The 17141-nt window shown below is 70.6% G+C and carries 13 protein-coding genes; 7 read left to right on the forward strand and 6 right to left on the reverse strand.

Going from position 1 to position 17141, the window contains the following annotated elements; translation table 11 throughout:
* Nucleotides 1-12 precede the first annotated feature (12 nt).
* Nucleotides 13-1524, reverse strand: a complete 1512-nt coding sequence (locus ABH920_RS41270) for a hypothetical protein (protein WP_370354766.1) — start codon at nt 1522-1524, stop codon at nt 13-15.
* A 217-nt stretch (nt 1525-1741) separates the two neighbouring features.
* Between ABH920_RS41270 and ABH920_RS41275 the strand changes: the two genes are divergently transcribed.
* Together ABH920_RS41275 and ABH920_RS41280 are read left to right on the forward strand one after the other, a co-directional pair.
* Complete coding sequence (locus ABH920_RS41275) at nt 1742-2143, forward strand: hypothetical protein (protein ID WP_370354767.1); 402 nt, start codon at nt 1742-1744, stop codon at nt 2141-2143.
* Nucleotides 2144-2211: 68 nt separating this feature from the next.
* A complete protein-coding gene (locus ABH920_RS41280) occupies nt 2212-3141 on the forward strand; it encodes a hypothetical protein (RefSeq protein ID WP_370354768.1) in 930 nt (309 codons plus the stop codon).
* A 33-nt stretch (nt 3142-3174) separates the two neighbouring features.
* Here ABH920_RS41280 and ABH920_RS41285 read toward each other — a convergent pair whose 3' ends face one another.
* Genes ABH920_RS41285 through ABH920_RS41295 form a run of 3 tightly spaced genes read right to left on the reverse strand, consistent with a single transcriptional unit; the run spans nt 3175 to nt 5440 of the window.
* A complete protein-coding gene (locus tag ABH920_RS41285) occupies nt 3175-4398 on the reverse strand; it encodes an MAB_1171c family putative transporter (protein WP_370354769.1) in 1224 nt (407 codons plus the stop codon).
* Between the two features lie 7 nt (nt 4399-4405).
* Nucleotides 4406-4939, reverse strand: coding sequence for a hypothetical protein (locus tag ABH920_RS41290; protein ID WP_370354770.1), 534 nt, complete (start codon nt 4937-4939; stop codon nt 4406-4408).
* Between the two features lie 45 nt (nt 4940-4984).
* Nucleotides 4985-5440, reverse strand: coding sequence for a helix-turn-helix domain-containing protein (locus ABH920_RS41295; protein ID WP_370354771.1), 456 nt, complete (start codon nt 5438-5440; stop codon nt 4985-4987).
* A gap of 181 nt (nt 5441-5621) precedes the next feature.
* On the opposite strand from ABH920_RS41295, the gene ABH920_RS41300 reads away from it, so the two are divergent.
* The 5 genes from ABH920_RS41300 to ABH920_RS41320 all read left to right on the forward strand — a co-directional run bounded on the left by ABH920_RS41300 (nt 5622) and on the right by ABH920_RS41320 (nt 12960).
* The gene (locus ABH920_RS41300) at nt 5622-6536 is read left to right on the forward strand and encodes an SflA family class IV lanthipeptide (protein ID WP_370354772.1); all 915 of its coding nucleotides are present in this window, start codon (nt 5622-5624) and stop codon (nt 6534-6536) included.
* Between the two features lie 16 nt (nt 6537-6552).
* A complete protein-coding gene (locus ABH920_RS41305) occupies nt 6553-9072 on the forward strand; it encodes a lanthionine synthetase LanC family protein (protein WP_370354773.1) in 2520 nt (839 codons plus the stop codon).
* A gap of 105 nt (nt 9073-9177) precedes the next feature.
* Nucleotides 9178-10116, forward strand: coding sequence for a helix-turn-helix domain-containing protein (locus ABH920_RS41310; protein ID WP_370354774.1), 939 nt, complete (start codon nt 9178-9180; stop codon nt 10114-10116).
* Nucleotides 10113-11615: a condensation domain-containing protein gene (locus ABH920_RS41315; RefSeq protein WP_370354775.1), complete on the forward strand. Its 1503-nt coding sequence runs from the start codon at nt 10113-10115 to the stop codon at nt 11613-11615. The genes ABH920_RS41310 and ABH920_RS41315 overlap by 4 nt, the downstream gene beginning before the upstream one ends.
* Nucleotides 11616-11757: 142 nt before the next feature.
* Nucleotides 11758-12960, forward strand: coding sequence for a hypothetical protein (locus tag ABH920_RS41320; protein ID WP_370354776.1), 1203 nt, complete (start codon nt 11758-11760; stop codon nt 12958-12960).
* 1431 nt (nt 12961-14391) lie between these two features.
* Here the strand turns inward: ABH920_RS41320 and ABH920_RS41325 are convergent.
* Nucleotides 14392-15696, reverse strand: coding sequence for a condensation domain-containing protein (locus tag ABH920_RS41325; protein ID WP_370354777.1), 1305 nt, complete (start codon nt 15694-15696; stop codon nt 14392-14394).
* An 85-nt stretch (nt 15697-15781) separates the two neighbouring features.
* Nucleotides 15782-17140: a condensation domain-containing protein gene (locus tag ABH920_RS41330; RefSeq protein WP_370354778.1), complete on the reverse strand. Its 1359-nt coding sequence runs from the start codon at nt 17138-17140 to the stop codon at nt 15782-15784.
* Between the last annotated feature and the right edge of the window lies 1 nt (nt 17141).

A 17141-nucleotide genomic window follows, 5' to 3' on the forward strand; every position in this document is an offset into this window, starting at 1 on the left:
CCGCCACGCGCATCAGATCTTGCTGATCGAGTACGCAGGCAGCGTCAGCGTTCTGCTCGCGGTCACCGTCGTCGGGCTCAGCGAAGCCGCCGTCCGCACGATCGCCGTCGGATCCCCCGCGACCTGCTGGTACGTCCCCGTCGGCACCGGGCCGCCGGCGGACACCGGCACCGTCACCGGAGTGCTGCTCAGGTTCAGCAGCACCGTGTGCGCGGTCCCGCCGCCGCTGAAGCTGACGCCGACCAGCCCCGGGCTGCCGTTGCCGATCGTCGGGCCGCCGGTGAACGTCAGCGGCGTCACCGAGGTGGCCTTGGTCCCGGCCTGGGCCAGCCACTGCGTCGCCAGGCCGTCCGGGGTCAGGGCGAGCGGGACGTCGTTCTTCGGGTCGGCGGTGTAGGCGTACGAGTTCTCGCTGCCGAACGCGGCCCAGAACTCCGCCAGGTCGGTGGCGGGGGCGCCGGCGGCCAGCTGCATCAGCAGGCTGCTGTTGTAGAGCGCCACGCCGTACGTGTCCTGCGGCGGGTCGGTGAAGGTGTCCGACAGGCTGAAGCTCACCTCCGTCAGCCAGACCGGCTTCGGCAGCGGGAAGTCGCTCTGCGTCGCGGTCTTCTGGACTTTCGCCGGCCAGCTGTCCGGGCCGGCGAGGAAGTCACCGACGTTGGACGAGGTCAGCGCGTTCGGGTACGTCGGGTGGACGTGCATGATGTACGCGTCCGGCTCGCGGCCGGTGCCGTTCGCGACCGTGGCCGCGACCGCGTTCTGGGTGTCCAGGTTCCAGGTGCGGTCCCGGACGCAGGCGTTCGTCGGGTCCTCGTAGCCCGCGACCGCCGCGATCTGCAGGTCCGGGTAGAGGTTGTGCAGCGCCAGCGACCAGGGGCCCACGACCGTCGAGCCGTAGTCCGTGCCGGTCGGGAAGTACTTGGCGTAGTCGCTGTTGAAGCACAGGTCCAGCTCGTTGCCCAGCTCGACGTAGTCGACCGGGATCCCGTCGGTCTGGGCCTGCGCCAGCATCTTCTCCTGGTCGGCCAGCGAGTCGGTCATCACGTTGAGCACGAAGACCGGCGGCACGTGGGTCTGGTTGTACGCCTTCTCCAGGTCCGACAGGTACGTGTGGAAGTCCGGCGTCGGGTTCGGCGTCATGTAGGGGTCGCCCACCGGCTGGCCCTTGGTCCAGACCCAGTAGTTCGCCGACGTCCCCGCCGGCCAGCGCACCGTCGCCGGCGAGAGCGCCGCCAGCTCGGGGTAGGCCGCCGCCGGGTAGCCGGTCGTGCCCGAGGGGTAGATGCTGCCGCCTCCGTAGTCGAAGGCGAAGCCGAAGTAGCTCGGCGACAGGCTGTGGGACGTGCCGGTGCCGACCGTCACACCGGCTGCCGTCCGGCCCGCCGCAGTGTCGGCGGCCGTATGGCCCGTCCTATGCGAGCCGCCGGCCATCGCGGCGGTCGCGGTCGCCACAGCCAGCCCCGCGGCCAGCGTGACGCCCAGCGCCGTCCGCACGCGCAGGCGGCGGTTTGTACGCAAAGACATGGTGATCGTTCTCCTTCACGGAGTGGACGGGCCTTGCCCCCGTTGGCTTGAGCCGTCGTCCGCGAAGCACCGTATGGGACCCCCAGTAGGCGTCCGATAAGGACTCTCCGTGATCATTCCCGCACTCCTGGCGCCGTTCGGCCTAACCACCTTCCAGCAGCCCCGGCGCCGTGCGGCAGAATACGGTCCGCCCCGCCCCGCCGAAGAAAGGCCCGCCATGCTCGCCGTGCACTGGGACACGATCCGCCTGTTCCTCCACGTGGTGGCCGCGACCATCTGGGTCGGCGGGCAGATCACGCTGGCCGCGCTGGTGCCGGTGCTGCGCAAGGCCGGGTCCGAGGTGCCCAAGGCGGCGGCCAACGGCTTCAACCGGATCGCCTGGCCGGCCTTCGCGGTCCTGATCCTCACCGGCGTGTGGAACGTCATCGCCGAGCACGACAAGGACCACGGTTCGTACCACACCACGCTGATCGTGAAGTACGTCGTGGTGGCCGCCTCCGGCCTCACCGCCTACATGCACGCGCAGGCCAAGACCAAGGGTGCGATCGCGGCCTTCGGCGCGCTCACCGGGATCACCGCGCTGGCGTCCCTGTTCGTCGGGATCATGCTGGCGCAATAGCAGCCACGACAGTTCCTTCGCGGAGCTACGATTTAGTTCTCGTCATTCACGCATGGGGGTGGGATCAAATGCGTCAGAACCGAATCATTCCGATCGCGGTCGTCGCTGCCGCGGTCGCCGCGGCCGGCACGGCCTGTTCGACGTCCGGCACCACGGGGTCGGCCCAGGGCGGCGGCTCCGGCGGCTCCGGCGTCGTCTCCAACCAGTCGATCACGCTGCTGGCGAAGATGACCGCGCCGCAGGCGGTCGCGGCGTCCACCAAGGCGGTGGCCGCGAAGCAGAGCGCGAAGGTCCACATGACCCTCACGCTGCCGACGGCGAAAGAGGACGCCTCCGGCTCCATGTCCTTCGGCTCCTCGCCGGCCATGGACCTGACCGTCACCGTGTCCTCCACCGACCCGCAGGCCGGCGCCGCGCTGTCCCAGATGGGGCAGATGGAGATGCGGATGACCGGCATGGTCGCCTACATGAACATGGGCAACAGCCCGCAGTTGGCGGCCGCGCTGCAGGGCAAGCAGTGGATGAAGATCGACTTCAACAACCTCAGCGGCATCCCGGGGCTGTCGAGCTTCTCGTTCGTGAAGGACATGGGCAAGAACGACGACCCGGGCACGCAGCTCAAGGGCCTGCTGGCCTCGCCGGACCTGAAGCAGGTGGGCCAGGAGCAGCGCGGCGGCGTCCAGACGCTGCACTTCGCGGGCAACCTCTCCCCGGCCGATCTGGTCAAGGACTCGGCCGGCAGCGGGTTGACCCAGCAGGACCTGGACTCGCTCACCGCCACGATCAAGCAGGCCGGCGTCACCAGCACGAGCTACGACGTGTGGGTCGACGGCAGCGGCCTGCCGGTCGAGATCAAGTTCAGTGAGAGCACGAGTGTCGGCACCGTCGCCGGCGACCTCACCTACAGCGACTGGGGCAGCACGCCGGTCACTGTCACCGCGCCGCCGGCCGACCAGACCATCGACATCGCGCAGCTGCTGCAGAGCTCGCAGGGCTGACGGCGGCGAGGGTGAAGTGGGGACGTCCCCACTTCACCCTTCCTCGGCGCGCAACCGCTCCAGCAGTTCCGGGATCAGCGGCGAGCGCCGGAACGCCCAGGCCACCCGTGACAGCCACAGCACTTCGGCGTCCAGGTCGGTCGGGGCGAGCCCGACGTCCCCGACGTCCCCGGCGTCCCCGGCGGCCGTGGCGACCGTGGCGCCGGACTCCCGCGAGCCGGTGAACCGGCGTCCCTGCCGCATGTTCTCCAAAGCGGTGGCTATCGTCGCGGCCTCGACGAGCGCTGCGTCCGGGGGAGCGTGCGCCAGCCACGCCGTCACCGCCGGATGCTGGTACGCGCGCAGCACCAGCCGGCCGTCGAGGATCTCGATCACCCGCCGGTAGAGCGCGAACTCGATCCCCGCCGGCCGTCCGGCCAACAGCGGCCGGCCGCCCCCGGGGAACCCGATCTGCGGCATCGCCTGGTGCAGCGCCGACCACAGCGGCCCCATCACGAGGTAGCACCGGCACAGCCGCACCCAGCGCACGGTCGCGTGGAACGCCACGCTCCACTTCCCGACCAGCGTCCCGGCGACCACCAGCGTCGCGCAGATCGCGCCCAGGATGTTGGAGGCCGTGTCCTCGCTGCCGTCCAGCCAGCCGTGGCGCAGGACCTGGATGATGTCGTCGTACGACCACAGCGACCACACCACGCCGACGCACACCGCGGCCAGGATCAGCCGCACGCTCCAGCGCAGCGGGCCGGTCGGGGCCAGCCGCGCCTGCGGCAGCATCGCGATGAACAGCTCGACCAGCGCCCACACCGCGTAGGCGGCGAACAGCGCCACCCGCGCGGCCAGCGGCCAGCGGCCGTGCGAGTCGGCGACCAGGTTCCCGTCGGCGCTCAGCGTCGGCCGCGCGGCGACGAACAGCAGGACCATCACGACCTGCACCGACACCGCGACCGCGGCCTGGCCCGACGGCGAGCGGCGGCGCGCCGGGCGCGGGTTGAGCAGGCAGGCCAGCAGCATCAGGAAGCTCAGCGCGGCGGTGCGGACGGTGTCGCCCAGGGCGATCAGCGACAGGCCGTCGACGCCGGTGTGGCCCAGGCCGACGGTGCCGGGGGCCAGCAGCGCTAGCGAGCAGCCCTCCAGCAGCGCGAAGGCCAGGCCGGCCCAGCGGATCGGGTGCCGGCCGCCGCGCACTTCGACCGCGAACGCCCAGGCGGCCAGCGCCACCAGCACCGCCGCGCCCAGGTAGGCGGCGAGGTCGGACATCGGCGGGTCAGACCTCGCCGCGGCCGAAGATCGTCTCGATCACCGTGTCGGCCCGCGGGCGGGGCGGCACGGGCCGGGGCGGGGAGGTCCGGCCGCGGGCCACCCGGTGGTGGATCATCGTGGCGATCAGTTCGGCCTCGCGTTCCTGGGGTTCGGTGTAGACGGTGCGGCCCAGGACGCTGCGGATCAGCGAGGCGGACAGGTGCGGCAGCAGGGTGCCGACGCCGCCGCCGCCGGGCCCGGGGCCCGCCGCGTCGTGCTCGCAGACCAGGTGCGCGGCCTCGTGCAGCAGGATGTGCTGGCGGTGCACCGTGCTGGTGTCGCTGGAGTAGATGATCAGGTCGGTGCGCGCGGTGGTGACCAGCAGGCCGCACGGCCGGTCCGGACGGGCCGGCACCCCGATCAGCTCGATCGGCCGGCCGCGCTTGCGGGCCAGCGCGGCGATGAAGCCCTCGGCGTCGAAGGGGTCCGGCAGATCCAGCCGGTCCACCACGTTCTGGCACCTGCGCCACAGTTCGGCCCGGCCGTCGCGCGTCCCCACAGGCCACCTCTTCCGCGCCGGCTCGCCTCGCCGGATGGTTCGACGTCAGTCTTCTTCGGCCCCGCCCTTGCCCTGCGCCGTGCGGGCCTTCTCCTCGTGCCGTACCAGGACGTCGATCATGTCGTTGAGCGTGTCGATGCCCTCCGGGGACAACGTCAACGCCCGCAGCGCGACGTTGCGCACCCCGGCGTCGCGCAGCACGCCGAGCAGCTCCAGTTCGCGTGCGATGGCAGTACTCTGATCATCGTCGAAAAAATAGGCTACCGGGACTTCGAAGAACTGCGCCAGAGCTTCCAGATGTCGCATGGTGGGGTTGTCCCTGCGCCCCGTGCGCAGTTGCCACAAATAGGTCGCCGAGAAGCTTTCGCCGGTCGCCTCCCGGCAGGCCGTGGCCACCTCGTCGTTGCTGAACATCTCCCGGTTGGGCCGCCGCACCGTCTGGAAGAGGATGTCGATCTTCTCCGCGAGCGTCCTTCGTCCGCCAGGCCCGTCATGTGCCACCCCGTCGACCCCCTCTATGCCTGCCCCCACGAGCCCGAATCGGGGTCCATGCTAATCGATCGGGCGACAGCCGTCGTGGACGGCACTTGAGGTCTTGTCAGCCAGAATGAATTGTTCTAGGTTCCCAAAAGAGTCAGACCGCTGACTCATTCCTTGATCCCTCCCAACCTGGAGGTCGTTCATGCCCACTGCAAGCCCGCTGCTCGCGGAGCAGAACCTGCGTGAGCCGCTCAAGCGCAACGTGCGCGAGCTCAGTGTCCGCGAGCGCAACGTGCGTGAGCGCAACGTGCGCGAACCGCTGCGGAGCGCCAACGTCCGGGAGCTCAACGTCCGTGAGCGTAACGTGCGCGAGCCGCTGCGCAGCGCGAACGTGCGCGAGCTCAACGTGCGCGAGCGCAACGTCCGTGAGCCGCTGCGCAGCGCGAACGTGCGCGAGCTCAACGTGCGCGAGCCGCTGAAGCGCAACCTGCGCGACTCGCTCAAGCGGAACGTTCGCGACGTGCTGGCCGTCAGCGCGGACCGGGTGCTGTCCAACAAGCTCCTGGCGAGCGCGGACGCCAACCGTGTCGTCTCCAACAAGCTCCTCGCGAGCGCGGACGCCAACCGGGTGGTGTCGAACAAGCTCCTCGCGAGCGCGGACGCCAACCGCGTGGTCTCCAACAAGCTCCTGGCGAGCACGGACGCCAACCGCGTCGTCTCCAACAAGCTCCTCGCGAGCGCCGATGGCAGCCGGGTGGTGTCGAACAAGCTCCTCGCGAGCGCGGACGGCAGCCGCGTGGTGTCCAACAAGCTGCTCGCGTCCGCCGCTGCGGACCGTGTGGTTTCCAACAAGCTCCTGGCCTCCGCGGCTGCGGACCGCGTGGTCTCCAACAAGCTGCTCGCGTCGGCCGCCGCGGACCGCGTGCTGTCGAACAAGCTGCTCGCGTCCGCTGCCGCGGACCGCGTGGTGTCCAACAAGCTCCTCGCCTCCGCGGACGCCGACCTGGTGATCCTCGACAAGCTCCTCGCCTTCGAGGACACCGACTCGCGCGAGCACCAGGCGTGCCTGCCGAACCCGTATCCGACGGCCACCACCCGCTTCGACTGCGAGCTGTAGCACCCCGGTACCGCAGATGAGCGAAGCCACCGCGGGCCGCCGGAGGCGGACCGACGAGAACTGGGTGCACCGTGTCGATCCGCGGATGCCCGGGGTGGCGCACGGCTGGAAGCTGCACGTCTCGGCCCGCCCGGCGACACTGGAGGAGGTCGTAGCCCGCGTCCTGCCGCTGCTGGACGAGTACGTGTGCCACGTGAAGTACGCGCGGACCCCGGAGATCCTCCGAGCCCTCAACTCCGGGTTCCGCAGCCCTGGCGCGGTCGGCAAGGCCGTCACGGTCTACCCGGCCCCCGGCACCGTCGTCGAGATCGCTTCCGCCTTGGTCGAGGCGTTGAACGGGATCGACGGTCCGCGCGTTCTGAGTGACATGCGGGTATCGCCCTCCGCTCCGGTCTACTACCGCTACGGGCCCTTCGAGGCCACCTACCGCACCGGGTCCGGCGGACGCCTGGAATCGGTGATGATCGGCCCTGACGGACAGGGCTTCGACGGCCTGGCCACCGGGCACTACCGGTGTCCGCCGTGGGCGGTCGACCCGTTCCGGTCCGACGCGTCGGACGCGCGGCCGGACCGCACCTCCGCCTCGCTGGCCGGCGGCCGGTACGAGATCACCGCCGGGATCGTGCGCGCGGCGCACGGCAACGTCTACCGTGCGATCGACCGCGCCCGGAACACGCGGGTCGTGCTGAAGCAGGCGCGCGCCTTCGTCGCGGAGGACGACTTCGAGCTGGACGCGCGGCACCGGCTGCGCCACGAGCGCCTGGTCCTGGAGCAGCTGGACGGGATCGACGGGATCCCGCGGTTCGTCGACTACTTCGAGCACGCCGGCGACGAGTTCCTGGTGCTGGCCGACTGCGGTGGCCGGGATCTGCGGCGCGAGGTCCTGGAGCACGGGCCCTACCGGTCCGGCGACCCGGATCGCGATCCGCTCGCGCTGGCCGACCGGTTGGCCGCGCTGCTGGACGAGGTGCACCGGCGCGGTGTGGTCGTACGGGACCTCAAGCCGAACAACGTGGTCCTGGACGCCGCGGGGCGTCCGCACCTCGTCGACTTCGGGATCAGCGCGCTGGACGGCCTCGGACCCGGCGGCGGCACACTCGGCTACCGGCCGCCGGGTCATGCGCAGGACGACGCCGACGTTCCCGACCCGGCCGACGACCTCTACGCGCTCGGCGTCACCCTGGGCTTCGCCGCCACCGGTCTGGAGCCGGTCCTCATCGACGACGACGCCGCGGTCAACCGCGACCGGACGCTCGCCGGTCTGGAGGCGGCCGACGTCGCGCCCGCGGTGTCCAGGCGTATCCGGACTCTGATGAACGTCTCCGACGCCGGCCACCTGCCGCCGATCCCGGACGGCGACCTGCTCGACGAGATCATCGAGGACGCGGTCGCGTACTGCGCGCAAGCCGCGCGGGACACGGTCCGGGAAGGCTCGGGGCCGACCGATCTGTACGCCGGGAGCTCCGGGCTCGGCTGGGAACTGCTCCAGCACCGGGACCGGCCGGGCGTCGCGGACGTCGTCGAGCTGTTGGCGCGCTGGACGGCGCGGCAGGCCCGGGACCTGTCCGCCAGCCTGTACTCCGGACGGATGGGCGTGGCGTTGTTCCTCCAGCAGGCCGGTCTGCCCTACGACCACGACGGCCTGCTCCCGCGCGGACGGCTCGACGGAGGGCCGCCGGAGGCCGATCTCATCGAAGGTGCGGCGGGCATCGGACTCGGTCATCTCCGGCTCGCGGACGCCTTCGTTTCGGCGGCGTACAGCGGGGTTCGGGACTTCCACCTAGCCGGTGCCGCCGAATGCCACCGGCTCATCACCAGCGGGATCGCGACGCTCACCCCGACCGACGCGGCCAAGCCCGGCAACGCGGCGCTCGCGGCGGGGATCGCGCACGGGGACGCGGGGGTCGCCTACTTCCTCGCCGAGTACAGCCGGGCTGTCGGGGCTGGGGCCGGGTTCGGCGTCGGGGTTGAGACCGAGGTCGGTGCAGGGGTCCGAGGCGCTGGAGACGCGGCGCACGTTGAAGCGCTGGCCGCGGCCCGCGCGGCCTGCGACCGTCTCGCGGCCCTGATACCCGGGCTCCTGGCCCGGGCACTGGCCCCCGACGGCTCACGGCGTTACGGCTCGTGGTGCCGGGGGCTGGCCGGGATCGGCAGCGTGCTGATTCGGGCGGCGGAGTGTGTCGGTGAGCTGAGATACCTTGAACTCGCTGATCAGTGTGCTGACGCCTGCGTCCGGATCGCGCCGCGGATGCCACAGGTGGTCCAGTGCTGCGGTCTGGCCGGCGTCGGGGACTTCCTCATCGACCTGGCCGAGGCCACCGGGGACGAGCGCCGGTGGGACGAGGCAGCGCTGATCGCCCGGCTGATCCTGGCCCGCAGCGGGGGAACCTGGTCACAGCCGGTTTTCCCTGATGTCGAACTTACGCGGAGCAGTGCAGGCTGGGCTGGAGGCACGTCGGGCGTGCTGGGCTTTCTGCGGCGGCTGCGCCACCGCGGCGGGAATCGGCTGGCCACCACGTCGCGACAGCTGATGTGAATCAAGTTCCGTCATTCCATTCACTCCAGTTTACAGCGGCCGCACGGACCAGTAAGGTCGAGGCCTGATGGAGCCGTGACGACGTCAGGGGGCGGATCGACATCCATGACCGAACGCGCGACTCTGCGGCACCGTAGGATCGGGGCCGCCCTGCGGGCCCACCGCGTGAACGCCGGACTCACCCTGGAACGGGTGGCCCACCGGCTCACTCCGGCCGACGCCATGTCGGCGGCGAAGATCTCCCGCATCGAGAACGGACAGTACGCCGTCAACCCGCACGACGTGCGGGCCCTGTGCCGGGTCTACGACCTGGACGCCTCGACCACCGACGAGCTGGTCGAGCAGGCTTCGCAGGCGCTGCGGCGCACATGGTGGCAGGAGGGCGAGGCCGGCTCGTTGCCGGCGCCGTTCCAGCGCTACCTGGAGTACGAGGACACGTGCGTCGCCCTCGACGTGTTCGCGCCGGTGTTCGTGCCGGACATCCTGCAGACCGCGGCCTATACCAGAATGTTGATAGCAGGGCTCTGGCCCGACAAGAACCCCGGCGAGCGCCAGGCGCTGGCCTCGGTGCTGACCCGGCGCCAGACCCGGCTCGCGGTCGAGGCCGGGCCGCGGGTGCAGGTGGTGCTGGACGCGCACGCGGTGCTGCGCAGCTGGGGCGACCGGTCGGTCGCGGTGCGGCAGGCCGCGTATTTGCTGGAGGTCTCCCGGCATCCGCGCACCGAGGTCCGGGTGATCCCGGACGGCCGGGTGTATCCGGGTGCGCACACCGGATTCACGCTGATGACGCTCGGCTCGGGGGAGAAGCAGGCCCGGCCGTCACGGCAGGTCAAGCACGTCCCCAAACAGGGCGCGCCGGCGACCAAGCCGGCCGAGCACGTGGGGTTCGTCGGGGGCGTCGTCGGCTGGTGCCTGGTCGACGGCGGTGACGAGATAGACCGGTACACGCTCACCTTCGAACAGCAGCGCGCCGCCGCGCTCGGCCCCGAGGAGACCCGCAGATGGCTGCGGCTGGCGATCAAGAGCATGGGCGGCGTGGGATGACCACGGTCCCGGTGTCTTCGGGCCTGTCCTCGGGGCCGTCCTCGGAGTCGTCTTCGGACTTGTCCTCGGGGCCGTCCTCGGACTCTTTCTCGGACTCCCTGGCGTCCCTCGTCGCATCGACTCAGACCATTGATGTGCCGTTCTCCGGCGACGACGCCGGCAGCGGCGGCCTGAACTGGGGCCAGCAGCACATCTTCGGCGCGATCCGGAACCTCGGCTCGTCGATGAACATGTGCGCGCTGCGCGAGCTGCCGCCGACGGCGACCGTCGAGGACTTCGCCGACGAGCTCCGCTTCTACCTGAACCGCTTCCAGGCCATGCGGACCCTGCTGCGCTTCGAGGCGGGCCGTCCCCCGATCCAGGTGGTCCACGCCTCCGGCACGGCCCCGCTGCGGATCCTCGACATCGACCCCGCCGCCGACCTCGACGCGGCTCTGGCGGCGCTCGTCGCAGAACACGAAGAACGCAACTTCGACGACGAGCACGAGTACCCGATCCGCATGGTCCTGATACGCCGGGCCGGCGTCCTGACGCACCTGCTGACCGTCCTGAACCACTTCGCGACCGACGGCGCCGGCGCCTTCGCGATGTACGAGGACTTCCTGCACCGCGACCCGGTGACCGGCCAGGCCCGCGGCCCGGTGCCGACCCACCCGCTGGACCTGACCGTCCAGCAGGCCACCCCCGCCGGCCGCCGGCAGAGCGACGCGTCGCTGCGCTACTGGGAGCGTCAGCTGGCCGCGCTGCCGAGAAGACGACCGACCGCGGCGGTGCCCGAGACGGGATCCCGCTACCGCAGGGCGACGCTGCGGTCGGTTCCCCTGCTGCTCGGGGCGACCCGCATCGCGCACCGCCTGGACTGCGACGTCTCCGCCGTCGTCCTCGGCCTGTTCGCGACGGCGCTGGCCCGCCTGACCGGCGAGCAGCCGACCGCCGCGCAGATGCTGGTGAGCAACCGCTTCCGGCCCGGCATGGCCGACATCGTCGGCAACGTCAGCCAGAGCGGCCTGTTCGTGGTGGACGTCGCGGACACGACGGTGGACGACGTGATCGAGCGCGCGCAGCGTGCGGTGACGCGCACGTACAAGTACGCGTACTTCGACCTGGAGCAGTGGAAGACGCTGCTGGCCGCGGTCGAACGCGAGCGCGGGGAGGAGCTGGCGCTGTGCTACTACAACGACCGGCCCTCGCAGCGCAGCGGCACCGCCCCGGGCCCGGAGCCGAGCGTCGAGGCGGTGACGGCGGCCGCGGCGACGCCGGCGCCGGTGGTGTGGAGCACGCTGCCGTTCTTCAACGAGCGGCTGATGGTCACGATCGACAACGTGCCCGATGACGACGACGCGGTCACGGTGCTGGTGTCGGCGGACACGTGGCACGTGACGAGTGAGGACATGGAGACGCTGGCCCGGACGATGGAGTCGCTGGCCGTCGCAGCGGCCTGCGATCCGGCGACGGCGACCGGGGTGGGGGCGGCCGCCGAGGCGAAGCCTGTGGGGTGAGGGCGCGGGTGAGGCGCGCGGGGTGGTGGCTCAGGGCGTGTGGTGCTGCGGTTGAGGGCGGTTTTCTGGCGCTTTGCGTGTAACCCCCCGCCGTATCTCTGGATGAGAGGAACTTGTTCCATCGACTCATCAAGAGGACAGCATGCGCAACAGAGTGATCCCCTTCCTGGCGCTGACCGTCGCGGGCCTGCTGGTGGCCGGTGCCGCCGAGGCGGACGCGGCCGGCTCGATCTTCCAGGTCGTCCCCACTCCGAACACTGCCACCGCGCCGATCTCCAATGACCTGTTGACCGGGGCCGCCAGCACGTCGACGCACGACGTGTGGGCGGTCGGATTCGCCACCGACCCCACCACCACCGACCACACGCTGGCCGAGCACTGGAACGGCACCAAGTGGACGGTCTCGCCGACCCCGGACGGGACCTCCGGCAGCCAGCTCGCCGCCGTCGCGGCCGTGTCGCCGACGAACGCCTGGGCGGTCGGCTTCCAGAACTCCGACCTGTCCATCGCCGCGAACACCACGCTGATCGAGCACTGGAACGGCTCCAGCTGGTCGATCGTGCCGAGCCCGAACCCGGACACCGAAGGCAACGTCCTCACCAGCGTCACCGCGACCTCCGCCACCGACGTGTGGGCGGCGGGCTACTTCACGACCGGCGGCGGGGAACAGATCCTGCCACTGTTCGAGCACTGGAACGGCACCGCGTGGAGCGTCGTGCCGGTCCCGGCCGTGGACTCGTCGGTCAACTTCGTCAGGTCGATCAACGCGGTGTCCCCGACCAACATCTGGGCCGTCGGCTACCAGGTCGACGACTCGAGCGGCCACAACGACGACCTGATCCTGCACTGGGACGGCACCCGCTGGACCGACCAACCGATCCTGCCCATCGGCCAGGTCACACTCCAGTCAGTACACGCCATCTCCGCGAACGACGTCTGGGCCGTGGGAACAAGCCTCGGCGACACCGGCGGCGACTCCACCAACCTCGCACTGCACTGGAACGGCACCGCGTGGACCTCGGTGCCCATCCCGAACGTCGACACCCCCAACCAGGGCGCCAACTTCCTCGAAAGCGTCACATCCCTCTCCGCCAACGACGTCTGGGCGGTCGGCGGAGCCACCGGCTCAGCCGGCGTCAACCAAACCATGACCGAGCACTGGAACGGCACCGCCTGGAGCATCGTGCCCGGCGCGAACGAGGACCCCCAGGGCGACAACTCCAACACCCTGTTCTCGGTCGTGGCCACCGGCCCCGGCAACCTCACCGCGGTGGGTTCCTGGAGCAGCCTGCAGCAGGGCAACCCCGGGTCGCGGACCCTCGCCGTCACGACGACGCACGGCTGAGCTGAGGGGGAGACGCAGCACAGCGGCCTGCGAAGACTGCCGATCCGGGATGCGGGGGAGAATGCATCCCGGATCGGTGCTGCTCCGGCAACCGCTCGCGCACCAGCACCCGCATCAGCGCACCGGCACTAGCACCAGCACCCGCGCACTAGCGCACCCACCCAAAAACGGCGCCCCTGCTTGATGTGTGGGTGCGGTTTGTTGGTGGGTTTTAAGAGCTTTTTACGGCTTCGCCTAAGGTTTGGTGACCTCGCTGGGGGACGCAGTTCGGTGGTGTGCCTGGGGACGCGTTGGCGGCCGGCGGTTGTCCGTGTGCACGACCGCGCACGGGTCCGAGTCGCTGCGCATACGTCAGGTGGGCGGGCGGCGGCCGCGTGTGGTGGGCACCTGAAAGTCAAGGGCAGGGCCTCCGGCGGCGCCTGCGCGGCGAGCGGCCTCGCTCCGGGGAGGGGGGGGTCGCGCTGTTGGGCGCCGGTCGTTGCTTGTGGTCGCCTTGTCCCGGGTTCCCCGTCGCGTCGTCGCCTGACGGAAGCAGACCGGTCCGGTGGTATCAAGTCGGACCCTTGCTGCTGTGGTGGGGTTTCGTGCGACTTGACACCACCGGCCCGGTCAGCTTGGCTACGCCCGCCGACGCGACGGGGAACCCGGGACAACCCCGGCCTGTGGTGTGGACATGGTCCACTCGGGTTCGTACACCTGCGGGTGGTGACGTGGCGTGTCCAAGGGGTGGGAATCTTTCCCACAGGTGGGGTTGTCCCGGATCCCTCGTCGCTGTCGGCGGTGCTTGCACAACCATCCCGGCCTGGCGGGGTAAAGCCGGACGAAACCGGACCACAGCAGCGTGTGATGCGGCTTTACCCCGCCAGGCCGGGATGGTTCCCTTTAGGGCGACGTCAGCGACGAGGGATCCGGGACAAGGCGACCAACACTCGGACCGCCGCCGAGGCGGGGGGTTGGGGATCCCTCAGAGTCTCGAGTGCCCCCGCCGGAGGCGCCTGCCTTTGATCTTAGGCACCCACCACGCCCGACGATCGCCGCCTACGCAACGCATGCGCAGTGACTCGGACCTGTGCGTGGTCGTGCCCAGCCCGGCCGCCAGCCGCCAACGCGTCCCCAGGCACACCACCGAACTGCGCCACCCAGCGGATCCTTCTTAAAACCCTGCGAAGCCGTCAAAAAAGCCCTTGATTGTCAACCCACAAACAAACCGCACCCGCGACACCCACCCGCAACCACCAGCACCCACACATAGGCCAGCGGCGCCCAAAAAACCGACCGCAGCGTCGCCCAAGCCGGGTGCGGGTTCCGGCTCAGGCATCGTCGCGGTCGGTCGTCTTTGTCGCTCCCTGAGAACTCCCCTCAGAGTCCCTCAGAACTCCGCCTCGGCCCGGGCGCCACCAGCCCGTGGGCGCCCGGGCCGCAGCGGCCCCGTCACCCCATCGCCGGCAGGCCGGCGACCTCCAGCAGGGTCTCGTGGAACACGTCGAGGATCGTCGCCAGCTTCTGCTGGTCGACGTCGGGTCGGTTGCTGCGGACGGCCACGTCGATGCGCTCGAGGCCGCTGACGATGAAGTAGAAGCCTGGGCCGAAGGAGCGGGCCGGGGGTGCGAAGTCCACTGTGCGGGGTTCCTGTTCCACTGCCGGGGCGAAGCCGGGTGGGGCGAGGATCACGTTGGTGCTGAAGCCTTTGTCGACCGGCGGGTCGGTCTTCTCGAAGTACTCCTCGCGGATGTCGACCACGTAGTCGGGGTCGCAGATGCTGTTCTTGAAGGCGTTCAGGGCCTTGCCGTGGACCTTGGCCGCCAGCTCCGCGAACTGCTCGCCGCCGTGGAAGTCCAGGACCATCGGGGCCCACTGGGTCAGCGACGTCACCACGCCGGCCATGCTCGGGTCGAAGCGGTTGGCCGAGATCGCCGTCAGCAGCACCGCCGAGCGGCCCAGGGCTGTGCGCAGCGCGTGGTAGTACGCCGCCAGCACGATCGAGGCCATGCTCACGTCCAGCTTCTCCGCCCCGGCGTGTGCCACTTCCAGGGGGATGCCGGTGTGCAGGGCGGCGCCGAGCATCTGGGTGTTCGGGGTCGCGACCTCCGGCAGGCGCGGGGCCGCCTCCAGCGTGCGGCGCCAGTACCGCTCCGCGGCGCGCAGTCGGAAGGCGCCAGCGCCTTGCTGGTCCAGGGCCATCGCGATGGGCTGGCCGGCCGGCGGGTCCAGTGGTTCGCCGGCGAGCAGGGCGTGGAAGTCGTCCTGCATGATCAGGGTCGCCGCGCCGTCGGCGGCTATGTGGTGCACCACGTACAGGACCTTCGTCGGGACCCCGTCCGTGGTGATGACCCACGCGCGCCACGGGATCCCGTGGTAGATGTCGAGCACTTCCTGGTACTTGCTCGCCAGGAGCGCCGGCAGCTCCTCGATGTCGGCGACGCCGCGGTCCACGCGGGCCAGGACCTCCGCGGCGTCCTGGGCGCCGAGGAACTGGCGCGGGGAGCCGTCCGCCTCGAACAGGTAGTTCGTGCGCAGCGACTCGTGCCGCTCGGCCAGCGCGCCGAGCGCCTGCCACACGTCCTCCACCGTGCACGGCGTGCGCACGTCCCACACCACCGGCTGCAGGTTCGCCTCCCACAGCCGGTCGGCCGGGATGCGCTCCACGTCGCGGTGCACGGACAGCTGGCCGATCGTCATCGGGTATGTCGTCGGACTCACCGTCGGACTCGTGGTCTGACTCGTCGTCGTCTCCATCACCGGACTCCTTACTCGTGCTCGTGCTTGAGGGCTGATTCGTGCTCCTGAGGGAGGGAGCCGCCGAAACACCGCGCTCGTCGATTCAGACCCCGGTCGGGTATCCCGGGTCGAACGCGGCGGCCAGCAGGACCTCCTCCATCGAGCGCAGGACCGTCACCTGCTCGCCCGGTGTCAGGGCCTGCGTGTCCGCGCGCAGCGTCACGTTCAGCGTGTCCGGGCTGCCGTTGACGTCCAGGTAGGCCTTGACGTCCGGCGAGTTCGACCGGATCCCCCAGGTCATGCGGGACAGCGGTACCGCGTCCCAGATCTGCTCGGCGTCCGCCACCGCTTCGGGTTCGGCCACCGGCTGCGCCAGTGTCTTGCGCCGGTCGTTGAAGTAGAGCATCAGGTCCAGCTCTTCGCCGCGCTCCTGCTCGATCCGCAGGCGGAGCTCCACCAGCCGCCGCGGGTCGTAGTACGCGTTCTTGCCGGTGGCGATCTGCGCGTGCCAGGCGCGCACCACCGCCTCGTCGAAGGAGCAGCCGCGGACGTCGAACACGCACAGCCCCGGCTGCGCCACCGCGCTGACCGAGGCCGCGAAGTCCGGCCGGAACCGGTTGCTCACCACCATCCGGATCGCGCTCGGCCCGGCCTTGGTGACCCGCTCCAGCGCCACCGCGTACGCGGCCAGCAGCACCGGTCCGCTGTGCAGACCGGTGCGCGCGCTGATCGCGCCGACCGCCAGGAACGCCGCGCGCGAGTCGTACGTGCAGTCCCACCAGCGCGGGTCGCTGCCCTTGTAGGGCCCGTTGAACCGCCGCGCCGGGATCTCCCGCAGCCACCGCTCCCAGTACCGCAGCGAGGCCTGGCACTGCCGCTCGGCCGCCGACTCGCGCTGCTTGCGCACCAGGTCCCGGGGCTGGATGCCGGCCCGCGGAGCCAGCTCCGCGCCGGTCTCGCGGTCCAGGTTCGCCAGGTCCCCGACCAGCGCGTCGAAGCCGTAGGCGTCGATCACCATGTGCGGGTACATCGCCACGAAGTGGTCCGGCACGCCGTCCTTCCGCACGACGGCCATCCGCACCGGCCAGTCGTTCGCGATGTCGAAGGGCTCGAACTCGTACCGCACCCGGATCGCCTCGGCGACCTCGGCCGGGTCCTCGCCGTCCGCGACGTCGACGATCTCGATCCCGACCTCGCCGGATTCGGAGAGCACCTGCCGGGGCGAGCCGTCGGGCTCGGTCCGGATCCGGGTGCGCAGCGACTCGTGCCGCTTCATGATGAACGCCAGCAGATGCTTGAGGTGGTCCAGGGTCGTGCCCTCTTCCAGCCGCATCGCTCCGCCGACCAGGAACACCCCGTCGAAGCCGGTCATCATGCGCCAGACGGTCCACTGGCCCCAGGTCAGCTCCTCGGTCCCGGAGCCCTCGCCCTGGAACGGCACCATGATCGTGTGCTGCCGCATC

The organism is Catenulispora sp. EB89 (genome assembly GCF_041261445.1).
Classification (GTDB): Bacteria; Actinomycetota; Actinomycetes; order Streptomycetales; family Catenulisporaceae; genus Catenulispora.